The sequence below is a fragment of the Modestobacter sp. SYSU DS0657 genome (genome assembly GCF_054050925.1).
Genome location: NZ_JBJHAG010000003.1, coordinates 68,531 through 81,879 on the forward strand (window position 1 = coordinate 68,531; position 13,349 = coordinate 81,879).

General features: G+C 75.0%; 13 protein-coding genes. 7 read left to right on the forward strand and 6 right to left on the reverse strand.

The window, feature by feature from the left end; all coding sequences use genetic code 11:
• Window positions 1-8 precede the first annotated feature (8 nt).
• Together purQ and purS are read right to left on the reverse strand one after the other, a co-directional pair.
• A complete protein-coding gene (gene purQ, locus ACI79A_RS03030) occupies window positions 9-683 on the reverse strand; it encodes a phosphoribosylformylglycinamidine synthase subunit PurQ (protein WP_457079787.1) in 675 nt (224 codons plus the stop codon).
• A 42-nt stretch (window positions 684-725) separates the two neighbouring features.
• Window positions 726-974, reverse strand: coding sequence for a phosphoribosylformylglycinamidine synthase subunit PurS (gene purS / locus ACI79A_RS03035; protein ID WP_457079789.1), 249 nt, complete (start codon window positions 972-974; stop codon window positions 726-728).
• A gap of 206 nt (window positions 975-1,180) precedes the next feature.
• On the opposite strand from purS, the gene ACI79A_RS03040 reads away from it, so the two are divergent.
• Window positions 1,181-1,843, forward strand: a complete 663-nt coding sequence (locus tag ACI79A_RS03040) for a flagellar brake protein (RefSeq protein ID WP_457079792.1) — start codon at window positions 1,181-1,183, stop codon at window positions 1,841-1,843.
• A 211-nt stretch (window positions 1,844-2,054) separates the two neighbouring features.
• Here ACI79A_RS03040 and ACI79A_RS03045 read toward each other — a convergent pair whose 3' ends face one another.
• Together ACI79A_RS03045 and purB are read right to left on the reverse strand one after the other, a co-directional pair.
• Window positions 2,055-2,921, reverse strand: coding sequence for a phosphoribosylaminoimidazolesuccinocarboxamide synthase (locus ACI79A_RS03045; protein ID WP_457079794.1), 867 nt, complete (start codon window positions 2,919-2,921; stop codon window positions 2,055-2,057).
• A gap of 79 nt (window positions 2,922-3,000) precedes the next feature.
• Entirely contained in the window at window positions 3,001-4,308 is a 1,308-nt protein-coding gene (gene purB, locus ACI79A_RS03050) for an adenylosuccinate lyase (RefSeq protein WP_457079796.1), read from the reverse strand.
• Between the two features lie 91 nt (window positions 4,309-4,399).
• Here purB and ACI79A_RS03055 point away from each other — a divergent pair, with 91 nt between their 5' ends.
• Both ACI79A_RS03055 and ACI79A_RS03060 read left to right on the forward strand, forming a co-directional pair.
• The gene (locus ACI79A_RS03055) at window positions 4,400-5,884 is read left to right on the forward strand and encodes an AI-2E family transporter (RefSeq protein ID WP_457079798.1); all 1,485 of its coding nucleotides are present in this window, start codon (window positions 4,400-4,402) and stop codon (window positions 5,882-5,884) included.
• Between the two features lie 88 nt (window positions 5,885-5,972).
• Window positions 5,973-6,434 (forward strand): VOC family protein, encoded by a 462-nt coding sequence (locus tag ACI79A_RS03060; protein ID WP_457079800.1) that lies wholly within the window; start codon window positions 5,973-5,975, stop codon window positions 6,432-6,434.
• Between the two features lie 69 nt (window positions 6,435-6,503).
• Here the strand turns inward: ACI79A_RS03060 and purD are convergent, their stop codons facing one another.
• Window positions 6,504-7,766, reverse strand: a complete 1,263-nt coding sequence (gene purD, locus ACI79A_RS03065) for a phosphoribosylamine--glycine ligase (protein WP_457079802.1) — start codon at window positions 7,764-7,766, stop codon at window positions 6,504-6,506.
• Between the two features lie 278 nt (window positions 7,767-8,044).
• On the opposite strand from purD, the gene ACI79A_RS03070 reads away from it, so the two are divergent.
• The gene (locus ACI79A_RS03070; RefSeq protein ID WP_457079804.1) at window positions 8,045-9,091 is read left to right on the forward strand and encodes a glycerophosphodiester phosphodiesterase family protein; all 1,047 of its coding nucleotides are present in this window, start codon (window positions 8,045-8,047) and stop codon (window positions 9,089-9,091) included.
• Between the two features lie 60 nt (window positions 9,092-9,151).
• Here the strand turns inward: ACI79A_RS03070 and ACI79A_RS03075 are convergent, their stop codons facing one another.
• On the reverse strand, window positions 9,152-10,441 hold the full coding sequence (locus ACI79A_RS03075) for an adenylosuccinate synthase (protein ID WP_457079806.1): 1,290 nt from the start codon (window positions 10,439-10,441) through the stop codon (window positions 9,152-9,154).
• A gap of 65 nt (window positions 10,442-10,506) precedes the next feature.
• Between ACI79A_RS03075 and ACI79A_RS03080 the strand changes: the two genes are divergently transcribed.
• From ACI79A_RS03080 to ACI79A_RS03090, 3 genes are all read left to right on the forward strand, one after another.
• Complete coding sequence (locus tag ACI79A_RS03080; protein WP_457079808.1) at window positions 10,507-11,124, forward strand: hypothetical protein; 618 nt, start codon at window positions 10,507-10,509, stop codon at window positions 11,122-11,124.
• Between the two features lie 138 nt (window positions 11,125-11,262).
• On the forward strand, window positions 11,263-12,327 hold the full coding sequence (locus tag ACI79A_RS03085) for an ABC transporter permease (RefSeq protein WP_457079811.1): 1,065 nt from the start codon (window positions 11,263-11,265) through the stop codon (window positions 12,325-12,327).
• Window positions 12,324-13,154: an ATP-binding cassette domain-containing protein gene (locus ACI79A_RS03090; protein WP_457079813.1), complete on the forward strand. Its 831-nt coding sequence runs from the start codon at window positions 12,324-12,326 to the stop codon at window positions 13,152-13,154. The genes ACI79A_RS03085 and ACI79A_RS03090 overlap by 4 nt, the downstream gene beginning before the upstream one ends.
• The last annotated feature ends 195 nt before the right edge of the window (window positions 13,155-13,349 follow it).

A 13,349-nucleotide genomic window follows, 5' to 3' on the forward strand; every position in this document is an offset into this window, starting at 1 on the left:
GCCCGTCGTCATCGCGACACCACCAGGGCGGTCAGCACGCTGGTGAAGAACCCCAGGCCGTCGACCGACGGGCCGGTGAGGTCCTCGACCGCGTGCTCGGGGTGCGGCATGAGCCCGACGACGCGGCCGTCCTCGCTGCACACCCCGGCGATGTCCCGGGAGCTGCCGTTCGGGTTGCCGTCGACGTAGCGGACCACCACGCGGCCCTCACCCTCGAGCCGGTCCAGGTCGGCCGGCGCCGCGACGTAGCGGCCCTCGCCGTTCTTCACCGGGACGACGATCCGCTGGCCCGCCGAGAACGACGAGGTCCACGCGGTGTCGGTGCGCTCGACCAGCAGCCCCTGGTCGCGGTTGCGGAAGTGCAGGTGGCCGTTGCGGGTGAGCGCGCCGGGCAGCAGCCCCGCCTCGCACAGCACCTGGAAGCCGTTGCAGATGCCCAGCACCGGCAGGCCCTGCCGGGCCGCGGCCACGACGTCCTGCATCAGCGGCGACCGGGCGGCGATGGCACCGGCGCGCAGGTAGTCGCCGTAGGAGAAGCCGCCGGGCAGGACGACGGCGTCGACGCCGGCCAGCTCGTGGTCGGCGTGCCAGAGGGAGACGGGCTCGGCGCCGGCGAGCCGGACCGCGCGCGCGGCGTCGACGTCGTCCAGAGAACCCGGGAAGGTGATGACACCGATGCGCACTGTTCTTCTCTCCGTCGTGGTGCGGCCTGGACGACGTCCGGCCTAGTCGGTGGTGCGAGCAGGGAGGTGCAGCTCGACGTCCTCGATGACGGGGTTGGCCAGCAGCGTCTCGGCGATCTCGCGGAGCTCCGCCTCGTCGGGGTCGCCGTCGACCTCCAGGACGAAGTGCTTGCCCTGACGGACACTGCGGACACCGGAATGCCCGAGCCGCCCGAGGGCGCCGAGCACGGCCTGCCCCTGCGGATCGGAGATCTCTGGCTTCAGGACGACGTCGACGACCACCTCGGGCACGTCGAGAAGGGTACCGGCTGCCCGGCGCGGGCCGGCAGGAGCGCGGACGGCGGCCTGGACCGGCCCGGGCGGGGGGTCCCCCGAACGGGTGGCGCCGTCCGCCCGTTGCCCTCACCACCTGCGGTTCCGCGCCGATGATGACCTCGACGAGACCGCCGTCCGGCGGTTCCCGGACGGATGCGACGAACTGGAGGCACGGACCGATGGTGGCGGGCACCCCGAACGTCGACTTCCCGGCCGATGCCACCGCCCTCAGCGTCCTGCCGCTGGGCCGGGACGAGGCGCTGACCAGCCGGGTCCGGCGGACCAGCGGCACGCTGCTCTACGTGAGCCACCCGCGCGACCCCCGCGGCGAGGGCGCCGAGTTCGTGCCCCAGGACATGCTGGAGCTGTCCTGGCAGGCCGACGACGGCCTCCGGTCGATCCCCACCGAGGCCGTCGGGGTCGCCGACGACGGGCTCTGGAAGCTCAAGATCACCGGCCCGGCCAGCCGGCTGCAGCGTCGCGACGCCGTACGCGCCCCCATCGGGCTGCCGGTGTCGCTCGCCTGGGACAAGACGGTGCTCACCGGCAGCACCGTCGACCTCAGCGAGGGCGGCGTGCTCGCCGTCTTCCGGGGCTACGCCGACCTCGGGGTCGGCACGCCGTTCCCCAAGCGCGGCCAGACGATGACCCTGCGCCTGGACCTGTGGTCCGACGAGCTGATCACCGAGGTCCGGATGGTCCGCCGCCGGCCTCGCCAGGACCAGCTGCACGAGTTCTCGCTCGCCTTCGTCGGCCTGCCCGAGTCCGCCGCGGACCTCATCCGCTCGCACGTCTTCACCGCACTGCGCAACGCCCGCACCCGCGGCATCTCCGCGCTGTACTGAGCACCTGGTCGGCCTGCCGGCCTCACCGCCTCCAGGTGCCGTTCCCGGCCGCCGTGGGGCCGTTGCCCGCGATGCCGGCGGGAGGCCTCCGACCTCCGCGCCGCCCTCGCGGAACGGACCTGTGGCCCGTGGGTGCCTGCCGTCCCCCGTTCACGCGGTCGGGCCACCAGCCGGCGCCTCGTGACCTCCTCGGCGAGCCGGGTGGCTCCGGTCAGACGAAGCGCTGGCCGGTGAGCTGCTCGTAGGCTCTGACGTAGCGGTCGCGGGTGGCGGCGACGACGTCGGCCGGCAGCTCCGGCGGCGGGGACACCCGGTCCCAGCCCGAGGTCGTCAGCCAGTCGCGGACGAACTGCTTGTCGAAGGAGGGCTGCGGCGCCCCCGGCGACCAGGTCATCGCCGGCCAGAAGCGCGACGAGTCGGGCGTGAACACCTCGTCGCCCAGCACCAGCGGACCACCACCGGGCGCCGTGCCGAACTCGAACTTGGTGTCGGCCAGCACGATCCCCGCGGCGTGCGCGATCTCCGCGCCCCGCCGGTAGAGAGCCAGGGTGAGCGCGCGCAGCGCCTCGGCCCGCTCGGCACCGACGGCGTCGACCACCTGGGCGAACCCGATCGCCTCGTCGTGCTCGCCCTGCTCCGCCTTCGTCGACGGGGTGAACACCGGCTCCGGCAGCTGGGAGCCCTCGACCAGCCCGGCCGGCAGCGGGACGTCGACGATCGCGCCGGTGCGCTGGTACTCGACCGTGCCCGAGCCGGACAGGTAGCCGCGGGCCACGCACTCTACCGGCAGCATCTCCAGCCGGCGCACCAGCATCGCCCGCCCGGCCACCTCGGCCGGGACGTCGGTGGCCGAGACCAGGTGGTGTTCCGCACCGTGCTCGGCCAGCACCGGGGCCAACTGCTCGAACCACCACACCGACAGCTGGGTGAGCACCCGACCCTTGTCCGGGATCGGGGTGGGCAGCACGTGGTCGTAGGCGGAGATCCGGTCGCTGGCGACCAGCAGCAGCCGGTCGTCGCCGACCGCGTAGACCTCGCGCACCTTGCCCCGCGCGACCAGCGGCAGGTCCAGGCTCACGACGTCTCCCGTTCGCTCCCGCGGCGTGCTCCGCTTCTCGCTCGCTGGCGCTCGCTGCGATGCTCACGCGCCTGTCCGCTCACGACAGCGCCGCCAGCCGGTCGAACAGCGGGCCGAGGTTCTGCACGTACTGCTCCGGCCGGCAGATCTCGTCCAGCCGCGCCTCGTCCAGCGTCACGCCGTCGGTCTCGGCCCGGGCGCGCAGCGTCGTCCGGAACGGCGTGCCGGTGTTCCAGGTCTCCATCGCCGCCGACTGCACCAGGGCGTACGCCGCCTCGCGGGACAGCCCGCCCTCGACCAGCTCCAGCAGCACCGACGAGGTGTAGATCAGCCCGCCGGTGGACTCCAGGTTGTCGCGCATCCGCTGGACGTCGACGACCAGGTTCTCCACCAGGCCCGCCGTCAGGTTCAGCAGGTAGTCGGTGGTGATCGCGGCGTCGGGCAGGAACACCCGCTCGGTGGAGGAGTGCGAGATGTCCCGCTCGTGCCACAGGGGGATGCCCTCCATCACCGGCACGATCGCCGCGCGCACGACCCGGGCCAGCCCGGCGATCCGCTCGGAGCGGATCGGGTTCTTCTTGTGCGGCATCGCCGAGGAGCCCTTCTGGCCCGACCCGAACGCCTCGGACAGCTCCCGCACCTCGGTGCGCTGCCCGTGCCGCACCTCCAGGGCGATCGCCTCGCAGACGGTGGCGATGATGCCCAGCGCGGAGACCCACTCGCTGATCCCGTCGCGCAGCACCACCTGGGTGGAGGCGTCCGCGGCGCGCAGCTGCAGCGCCTCGGCCACGGCCACCTCGACCGACGGGTCGATGAGGGAGTAGGTGCCGACGGCGCCGGAGATCGCCACCACGCCGACGGCCTCGCGGGCGCGGCGCAGCCGGTCCCGGGAACGGGCCATGGCGAAGGCGAGGTCGGCGACCCGGTGGCCCCAGACGTCGGGCTCGGCGTGCACGCCGTGCGTGCGCCCGACCTTGATGGTGTCCCGGTGCGCCAGGCCGTGGTCGCGCAGCGCCGCCACCAGCCGGTCGGCCTTGGCCAGCAGCACGTCGGTGGCGTCGGTGAGCTGCACCGCCAGCGCGGTGTCCAGCAGGTCCGACGACGTCATGCCGTGGTGCACGTAGGCCGCGGCCGAGCGCGGCTCGGTGTTGTCGGCCCAGGCGGTCAGGAAGGCGATGACGTCGTGCTGCGTCGTCTCCTCGATCTCCGCGACCCGGGCGGCGGTCGGCGGCGGCGCGTTGCGCACGGGCTCGACGACGTCGGCGGGCACCCGGCCGGCCGCCGCGTGCGCCTCCAGCACGAGCGTCTCCACCCGACACCACAGGGCGTACTTGTGCTCGTCACTCCAGACCCGCCCCATCTCGGGCAGGGTGTAGCGGTCGATCATGCGGGTACCGCCCGGAACTGGTCAGCAGGTCGTGGCACGGGGACATCCTCCCGCACCGGCCGGCCGGCCCGCGCATCCCCTCGGAGGAACCATGCTGAAGCGGGCCGCCCGCGCGGTCTCCCGCGCCCGGGAGCACCTCCGGGCCGCTGCCGAGCGCGACCCCTACGCCTGGCCCGACGGGACGGTGCTGGTGCTCGACGACGGCACCCGCGCCGTCGTCGACCACGTCGAGGGCCACCCGGCCCCCGAGCCGGACGCCGCCGTGGGCACCCGGTCCGCCGGCCACCCGAACCGGCGGCCGGACCAGGACGGCGCCGCCGGGAGCGACCCCGGCCCCGCGGGCAGCCCGCACCCCGCCGCCCCCGACGTCGACGTGCCCGGCGGCGTCAGCGGACCACCCCGCCCCGGCGGTCCGCCGCCGGCTGCCGGCCGCGACCGCAGCCGGGGCAGCCTGCTCGCCCCGGAGGCGCCGGTCGCCGCCGACCGCGAGGTGCCCAACGGGCTGCGCATCGCCGCCGCGTGGTCGTGGCGGGCGATCGTCGTGGTCGCGGCCGGCTACCTGCTGCTGCGCGCCGCCGGGTACGTGGCCGTCGTCCTGGTGCCGGTGTTCGTGGCGCTGCTGCTGGCCGCGCTGCTGCAGCCCGGCGCCGCGTGGCTGCGCCGGCGGGGCTGGCCGACGTCCCTGGCCGCGCTGACCATGATGGTGGTCGGCCTGGGGGTGGTGGCCGGGATCATCACGCTGGTCGTCGAGGAGTTCATGGCCGGGTACGACGACCTCGCCGAGCAGGTGGGCCAGGGGATCGAGCAGGTGCGCGACTTCGCCGTCGACACCTTCCCGATCTCCCAGGCGCAGATCAACGACGCGCTCGACAGCGCGCAGGAGGCGATCGTCGCCAACCGGGACGTGCTCACCAGCGGGGCGCTGACCACCGCGGCGACGGTCGGCGAGGTGCTCGCCGGCATCCTGCTGACCCTGTTCACGCTGTTCTTCTTCCTGCTCGACGGCCGCCAGATCTGGCTGTGGCTGGTCGGCCTGGCGCCCACCAACTCGCAGGCCTACCTGGACGAGGCCGCCCGCCGGTCCTGGCGCACCCTGATCTCCTACGTCCGGGCCACCGTCGCCGTCGCCGCCTTCGACGCGGTGTTCATCGGCATCGGCCTGCTGGTCATGGGTGCGCCGCTGGTGGTGCCGCTGGCCGCGCTGGTCTTCCTCGGCGCGTTCATCCCGATCATCGGGTCGTTCCTCGCCGGCACCGTCTCGGTCCTGGTCACGCTGGTGGCGCTCGGCCCGATCCAGGCGCTGGTGACCCTCGGCATCATCGTCGTGGTCATGCAGCTGGAGGGGCACGTGCTCCAGCCGCTGCTGCTCGGCCGGGCCGTGTCGGTGCACCCGCTGGCGGTGGTGCTGGGCATCGCGGCCGGGTTGCTCGTCGGCGGCATCTTCGGCGCGCTGATCGCCGTGCCGGTGATCGCCTGCGGCAACGTGGCCGGCACCTACCTGTCCCGCCGGCACGAGGGCCCCCGACCGCCGCAGCCGGACACCCGCCGCGCCCGCCGGCTGGTCCGCGCCGAGTGAGCCGCGCACTGATCCCTTCCCCCGGGCACGTCGGGGTGATCTGGTGTCCCCCGTCAAGCACGCGCGCCGCCACGAACGAAGGGCCCCGATGAGCCGCCAGGTCCAGGTGACGTTCGACGCGTCCGACCCGCGGGCGCTGTCGTCCTTCTGGCGCGAGGTGCTGGGCTACGTCCACCCGGCTCCGCCCGGGGTCGACCTGCCCGAGGGCGCCGACCCGCTCGCCGCCTGGGACGACGTCCTCGCCCGGCTCGGCGTCCCGGCGGAGCAGCGCGACGCGCGGTCGGCCATCGAGGACCCGGAGGGGCAGGGCCCACGGCTGTTCTTCCAGCAGGTGCCGGAGGGGAAGACCGTCAAGAACCGGGTCCACCTGGACGTCCGTGCGGCTCCCGGGCTGCAGGGAGCGGCGCGGACGGCGGCGCTGGAGGCCGAGTGCGCCCGGCTGGTCGCCCTCGGCGCGACGCGGCTGCGTCGCGTCGAGCCCGAACCCCCGATGGAGGCCGGCTTCATCGTGCTGGCCGACCCCGAGGGCAACGAGTTCTGCCTGGACTGACGAAGGACCTGCCTGCCCCCACGATCCGCTCGCTCACCGCGGCCCCTGCAGGCAGGCCGTCGAACCGACCTAGCGGATGCGGCCCTCCACGGCGGCCAGGGCGATGTCGGTGCGCCAGTGCGCGCCGGCCAGCCGGACGCCGGCCACCCGCTCGTAGGCGGTCTGCCGGGCGGCAGCCAGGTCCTCGCCGACGGCGGTGACCGCGAGCACCCGGCCGCCGGCCGAGCGGACCGCGCCGTCGGGCCCGGCGGCGGTGCCGGCGTGCAGCACGCCCTCGCCGTCGACCCCGGTGATGGGGTCCCCGGTGCGCGGCCGCTCCGGGTAGCCCGACGCCGCGACGACGACGGTGACCGCGGCGCCCTCGCGCCAGCGCAGCGGCGGGTGGTCGGCCAGCGTGCCGGTGGCCGCGGCGTGCAGCAGCCCGGCGAGCGGGGTCTCCAGCAGCGGCAGCACGACCTGGGTCTCGGGGTCGCCGAAGCGGGCGTTGAACTCGACCACCCGCACGCCGGCCGAGGTCAGCGCCAGCCCGGCGTAGAGCAGCCCGCTGAACGGCTCACCGCGACGGCGCAGCTCGTCGACGGTGGGCTGCAGCACGGTGCGCAGCACCTCTTCGACCAGCCCGGCCGGCGCCCAGGGCAGCGGCGCGTAGGCGCCCATCCCGCCGGTGTTGGGCCCGCCGTCGCCGTCGTCGCGGCGCTTGTGGTCCTGCGCCGGCAGCAGCGGCACCACCGTGGTGCCGTCGGTGACGGCGAACAGCGACACCTCGGGGCCGTCCAGGTACTCCTCGACCAGCACCGCACCGCCGGCGTCGAGCACCGCGCGGCCGTGGGCCAGGGCGGCGTCCCGGTCCGGGGTGACCAGCACGCCCTTGCCGGCCGCCAGCCCGTCGTCCTTGACCACGAACGGCGTGGCACCGGCGGAGGCGACCTCGTCCAACGCCGTCTCCAGTTCCGCGACGCCACCCACCGGCCACGACCGGGCGGTGGGCACGCCGGCGGCGGCCATCACGTGCTTGGCGAACGCCTTGGACGCCTCGATCTGCGCGGCCTGCGCCGACGGTCCGAAGCAGGCGATCCCCGCCTCGCGCACGGCGTCGGCCGCGCCGGCCACCAGCGGCACCTCCGGGCCGACGACGACCAGCTCGGCACCCCACTGCTGGGCCAGCGCCGCGACCGCGACCGGGTCGGCGACGTCGACCGGCAGCGGGTCGGCGATCACCGCGGTGCCGGCGTTGCCCGGCGCACAGGCCAGCGCCGTGACGGCGGGGTCGGACTGCAGAGCCACGCACAGGGCGTGCTCCCGGGCACCGGAGCCGATCACGAGCACGCGCACGACGCAGAACCTACCGAGCGGGTTCAGCGCGCGGTGCGGGTGCGTGCCGACCGGCGCAGCGCCCGCAGCCGGGCGGTCCCCGCGGTCCACCCGCGCCACCCGGCCGGTGCGGCAGCCCGCGGGCACGAGCGGATCGGTCGTGCCCGACACACCCGGGGCTGAGACTTCACTCACACGGGTGACGCCGACCTGCAGCTCAGGCGCTTGTCCTCCGATTCGTCCCCATGGGGTCGGCGCACGTTCACCCGCCGGACGGCGGGCTGGGCTTCCCTGGGGTCATGTCCGAGACCGGCCTGCGGGCCGCTCCCTCGTCCCGACGGATCTCCTCCCCCGTGGTGATCGGCCACCGCGGTGCGCCCAGCTACCGCCCCGAGCACACCGCGGCCAGCTACGAGCTCGCCATCGACCTGGGCGCTGACCGGGTCGAGCCCGACCTCGTCGTCTCCCGCGACGGCGTCCTCATCGCCCGGCACGACGCCGAGCTCTCCCGCTCCACCGACGTCGCCGACCGCCCGGAGTTCGCCGGCCGGCGGCGCACCGCGGACGTCGACGGCGAGGAGCAGACCGGCTGGTTCGTGCAGGACTTCACCCTGCCCGAGCTGCGCAGCCTGCGGGCGATCGAGCGGCTGCCGGCGGTGCGGCCGCTGAACACCGCCTACGACGGCCGCTTCGGCGTGCTCACCCTGGCCGACGTCGTGGAGCTGGTCCGGCGCCGGTCGACGCCCGACCGGCAGGTCCAGGTCCAGGCCGAGCTGAAGCACCCCGCGTGGTTCGCCGCCCAGGGGCTGCCGATGACCGAGCTGCTCGCCGCCGAGCTGCGCCGCCTGGACGCCGCGCGCCCCGACGGCCCGGTCGTCGTGATGGCGTTCGAGTCGACGGCGCTCCGCGAGCTGCGGGCCGACCTCGGCAGCGGCGGCCCGACCCTGGTGCAGCTGGTCGACGAGGAGGGCGTGCAGGACGCCATGGTCACCCCCGCCGGCCTGCGCGAGATCTCCACCTACGCGCAGGGGATCGCCCCGCACAAGGGCCGGATCCTGCTGCACGGCGCCGACGGGTCGCTCAACGGCGTGTCCGACCTGGTCAGCCAGGCGCACCGGGCCGGCCTGACCGTCACACCGTGGACGCTGCGGCCGGAGAACCTCTTCCTCCCCCGACACCTGCGCTCCGGCAGCGACCCGCACGGCCTGGGCGACGCGCAGACCGAGGCCCGGTTGCTGTTCGCCCTGGGCTGCGACGGCGTGATCAGCGACGCCCCGGAGACCGCGTTCCGGGCCCGCGCCGAGCTGACCGCCGAGGCGCTGGCCCCCGTCCGCCCCCGTCGCTGAGCCCCGGCCCCGCCGCAGGGGCCCACCGCGAGCGTGCGAGCGGTGGGGGCAGCGGGGTCCTTACTCGATCAGGTCGTGGATCACCACGTTCTGGTCGCGGCCCGGGCCCACGCCGATGACGCTGATCCGCGCCCCGGAGAGCTCCTCCAGCCGCCGGACGTAGGCCTGCGCGTTGGCCGGCAGGTCGCCGAAGGTGCGGCAGGCGGTGATGTCCTCGAACCAGCCGGGCATCTCCTCGTAGATCGGCTTCGCGTGGTGGAAGTCGGTCTGCGTCATCGGCATCTCGTCGTGCCGGACGCCGTCGACGTCGTAGGCGACGCAGATCGGCACCGTCTCCAGCCCGGAGAGGACGTCGAGCTTGGTGAGGAAGTAGTCGGTGATCCCGTTGACCCGGCTGGCGTACCGGGCGACGACGGCGTCGAACCAGCCGCAGCGCCGGTCGCGGCCGGTGGTCACGCCGACCTCGCCGCCGTGCTTGCGCAGGTACTCGCCCCACTGGTCGTGCAGCTCGGTGGGGAACGGACCGGAGCCCACGCGGGTCGTGTACGCCTTGAGGATGCCCACCACGCGCTCGATCCGGGTGGGGCCGACGCCGGCGCCCACGGCCGCGCCGCCGGCGGTCGGGTTGGACGAGGTGACGAACGGATAGGTGCCGTGGTCGACGTCGAGCAGGGTGCCCTGCGAGCCCTCCAGCAGCACCCACTCGCCGGCGTCCAGGGCCTTGCCCAGCAGCAGGCGGGTGTCGGCGATGCGGTGCTTGAGCTGCTCGGCGTACCCGGCGTACTCCTCCACCACCTCGTCGACGTCGATCGCCTTGCGGTTGTAGACCTTGACCAGGACCTGGTTCTTCTCCGTCAAGGTGCCCTCGAGCTTCTGCCGGAGGATGGAGAGGTCGAGCAGGTCGGCCACGCGGATGCCGTTGCGGGCGACCTTGTCGCCGTAGGCCGGGCCGATGCCGCGGCCGGTGGTCCCGATCTTCCGCTTCCCGAGGAACCGCTCGGTGACCCGGTCCAGCGCGCGGTGGTGCGGCATGATCAGGTGCGCGTCGGCGGAGATCACCAGACGCGAGGTGTCGACGCCGCGCTCCTCCAGGCCGGCGAGCTCGCCGATGAGCACCTCGGGGTCGATGACCACGCCGTTGCCGATGACCGGCGTGCAGCCCGGGGTGAGGATGCCCGACGGGATCAGGTGCAGGGCGTACTTCTCGCCGTCCGGGGTGATCACGGTGTGCCCGGCGTTGTTGCCGCCCTGGTAGCGGACGACGTAGGGGACGCGCCCGCCCAGCAGGTCCGTCGCCTTCCCCTTGCCCTCGTCGCCCCACTGGGCGCCGATCAGCACGACTGCGGGCATCGGGTCGGTCTCCTCGTCACATCGACACCGGCAGGAACCGGTTGGCCAGGTGGCAGGGTATCGGCATGCCCGTGACCCAGCTCGACCTGCGCGGTCTGGCGGCCACGCAGCCGCCGTCCCGCCGGCACGTCGCCTCGGTCGTCGACGACGCCGAGGAGGTGCGTGTGCTGGGCCCGGTCCCCGCGCTCGCTGCGGTGCTGGCCCGGCTCTGGCGCAAGGAGCGGCTGCCCGCCGTCCCGGTCGCCTGGGAACCGGCCGACGACGCCGCGTCCCGGGGGCTGGCCCGTGCGCTCGGCGTCGGCTCCGGCACCGAGCGGGAGCTGCCGCTGGTCCGGGACGACCACGGCGGCGTGCTCCTGTGGCACGGCCGCGTCACCGCCTTCGGTGCGCCGCGCCGCGCCCTGGCCCGGCGGCTCGGCGCGCAGGCGTACCACGACGACCAGCGGGTGGCCGACGGGCCGATCACCCGGATCGACGTCCGGCCGGACTGGACGGCGCTGGACCGGATCTCCGTCGCCGTGGTCACGGTGCCGCTGCGCCCGGTGCGCCGGACCACCGGGCGGGCGCTGCAGGTGGCCAGCGCGCCGGCGCAGGTGACCCGCGACGGGGTGCCCTTCGACCGCGAGGTCACGAAGTGGACCTGGTACGGCGACGACCGGGTCCGCTGGCTGCTGCGCCCCTGACGGGAGACCCCCGCTGCCGCGCCACCCGTCAGGGTGGGATCCCTGCAGCGGGGCCGGGACGGTGGTGGACACTGGGGGCACCGCCCCGCCCGAGGAGGTCGTGCTGCCGTCGTCCCGTCGCCCGACCGGTCCCTGCCGGTGACCCCGGACCGTCCGCTGGCGTTCGGCCCACCCGTCGAGGTCGTGCCCCGCTCGCGCGGCCGCCGGATGTTCGACCGCCTCCTCGCCCGCCCGGGCGTCAGCGCGCTGGTCGGCGTCGCCCTGCTGACCCTGTTCTTCGGGATCCAGTCCCCGGCGCTGCTCTCCTCCGGCGGCCTGGCCTCCGTGCTCGAGATCGCCGCTCCGCTGGGGATCGGCGGCGTCGCGGTCGCCCTGCTGCTGGTGGCGGGGCAGTTCGACCTGTCGATCGGCGTGGTCGCGGTGGGCAGCAGCCTGCTGGCCGCCCTGCTGGTCACCGAGCTGGGGCTGGGCGTCTGGCCCGCCCTGCTGCTGTCCCTGGTCGCCGCCCTGCTGGTGGGAGCGGTCAACGGGCTGCTCGTGGTGAGCACCGGGTTGCCGAGCTTCCTGGTCACCCTGGCGACGTTCCTCATCCTCTCCGGCGCCGCCCAGGCGGTCGCCGCCGCGGTCGCCGGCGCACCCCGGGTCGGCGGCCTCCGCGGGGCGTCCGGGTGGGACTCCGCGCACGCGGTGTTCGGGTCGACGGCGCAGCTCGGGGACGGACGGTTCCCGGTCTCGGTGCTCTGGTGGCTGGCCGCCACCGCCGTCACCACCTGGCTGCTGTGGCGCACGCGGTTCGGCAACGCCGTCTTCGCCAGCGGCGGGGCGCCCCGGCCGGCCCGCGAGCTGGGCGTGCCCGTGGGGCGCACCACCGTGCTGCTGTTCCTGGGCACCGCCGCGGCCGGCTGGCTGATCGGCACCCTGGGCCTGGTGCGGCTGGGTGCGGTGCAGGTGACCCCGGCCCTGGGCACGGAGATCGAGTTCATCGTGGTCGCGGTGATCGGGGGCTGCCTGCTCACCGGCGGCTACGGCTCGACCGTCGGCGCCTCGCTGGGCGCGCTGCTCTACGCCGTCGCCCGCGAGGGCATCGGTCTCTCCGGCTGGGACCCGCGGTTGTTCGAGGCCTTCCTCGGGGTGCTGCTGCTGGTCGCCCTGCTGGTCAACGGCGTGGTGCGGCGGCGGCTGCGGGCGGTGCCGCGGTCGTGAGCAGCGTGTGGACGGGGCCGGCCGACCCCGATGACCAGCCCGCGGGCGAGGCCGGGACGCCCGTGCTGGAGCTGCGCGGCGTCACCGTCCGCTTCGGCAGCGTGCCGGCGCTGTCCCGGGTGTCGCTGACGCTGCGGCGCGGCGAGGTGACGTGCGTGCTCGGGGAGAACGGCTCGGGGAAGTCGACGCTCGTCGCCGTCCTCTCCGGCATGGAGCAGCCGGCGGAGGGCGAGCTGCTGATCGACGGCCGCCCGGTGCGGCTCCGCTCCCCGCAGCAGGCCCGCGCGCAGGGGATCGCCACCGTCTGGCAGGACCTGGCGATCGCGCCGCTGATGTCGGTGTGGCGGAACTTCTTCCTCGGCGCCGAGCCCACCCGTGGCGTGTGGCCGTTCCGCCGGCTCGACGTCGGGCGGGCCGAGGAGATCACCACGCGGGCGATGGCCCGGGTCGGGGTCACCGGCCTGGACGCCGACCAGGCGGCCAGCGCACTGCAGGCCGGTGAGCGGCAGAGCCTGGCGATCGCCCGCGCCCTGCACTTCGGCGCCCGCGTGCTGGTGATCGACGAGCCGACGGCGCCGATGACGGTCACCCAGCGCGCCCTGGTGCTGCAGGCCGTCGTCGCCGCGCGGGAGGACGGGCTGGCGGTGCTCTTCGTGACGCACAGCCCGCAGTACGCCCACCTCGTGGGCGACCGGTTCCTGCTGCTGGGCGGCGGCCGGGTCGCCGGCGACCTCACCCGGGACGACGTGGACGTCGACGTCCTCACCCGTCTGGTCGCCGGCGGCGACGAGCTGTCCCGCCTGACGGAGTCATTGCGCCGGGAGTGACGGAGGCCGCCGGGTCGATCACCGGTGAACGGCGGGGCGACACGACGCGCGGGCACGCCGACGCCGATGACCGACATGATCCCCGCGGAGACGGCCGTGCAGGGCACCCGGTCCGCCCCTGCGGCGGCCTCGGCGCCGGCCGGGTCCGCGACCGGGCCGTCCTGGTGACCTGAGGGAACGGCCCGGGGGTCCAGC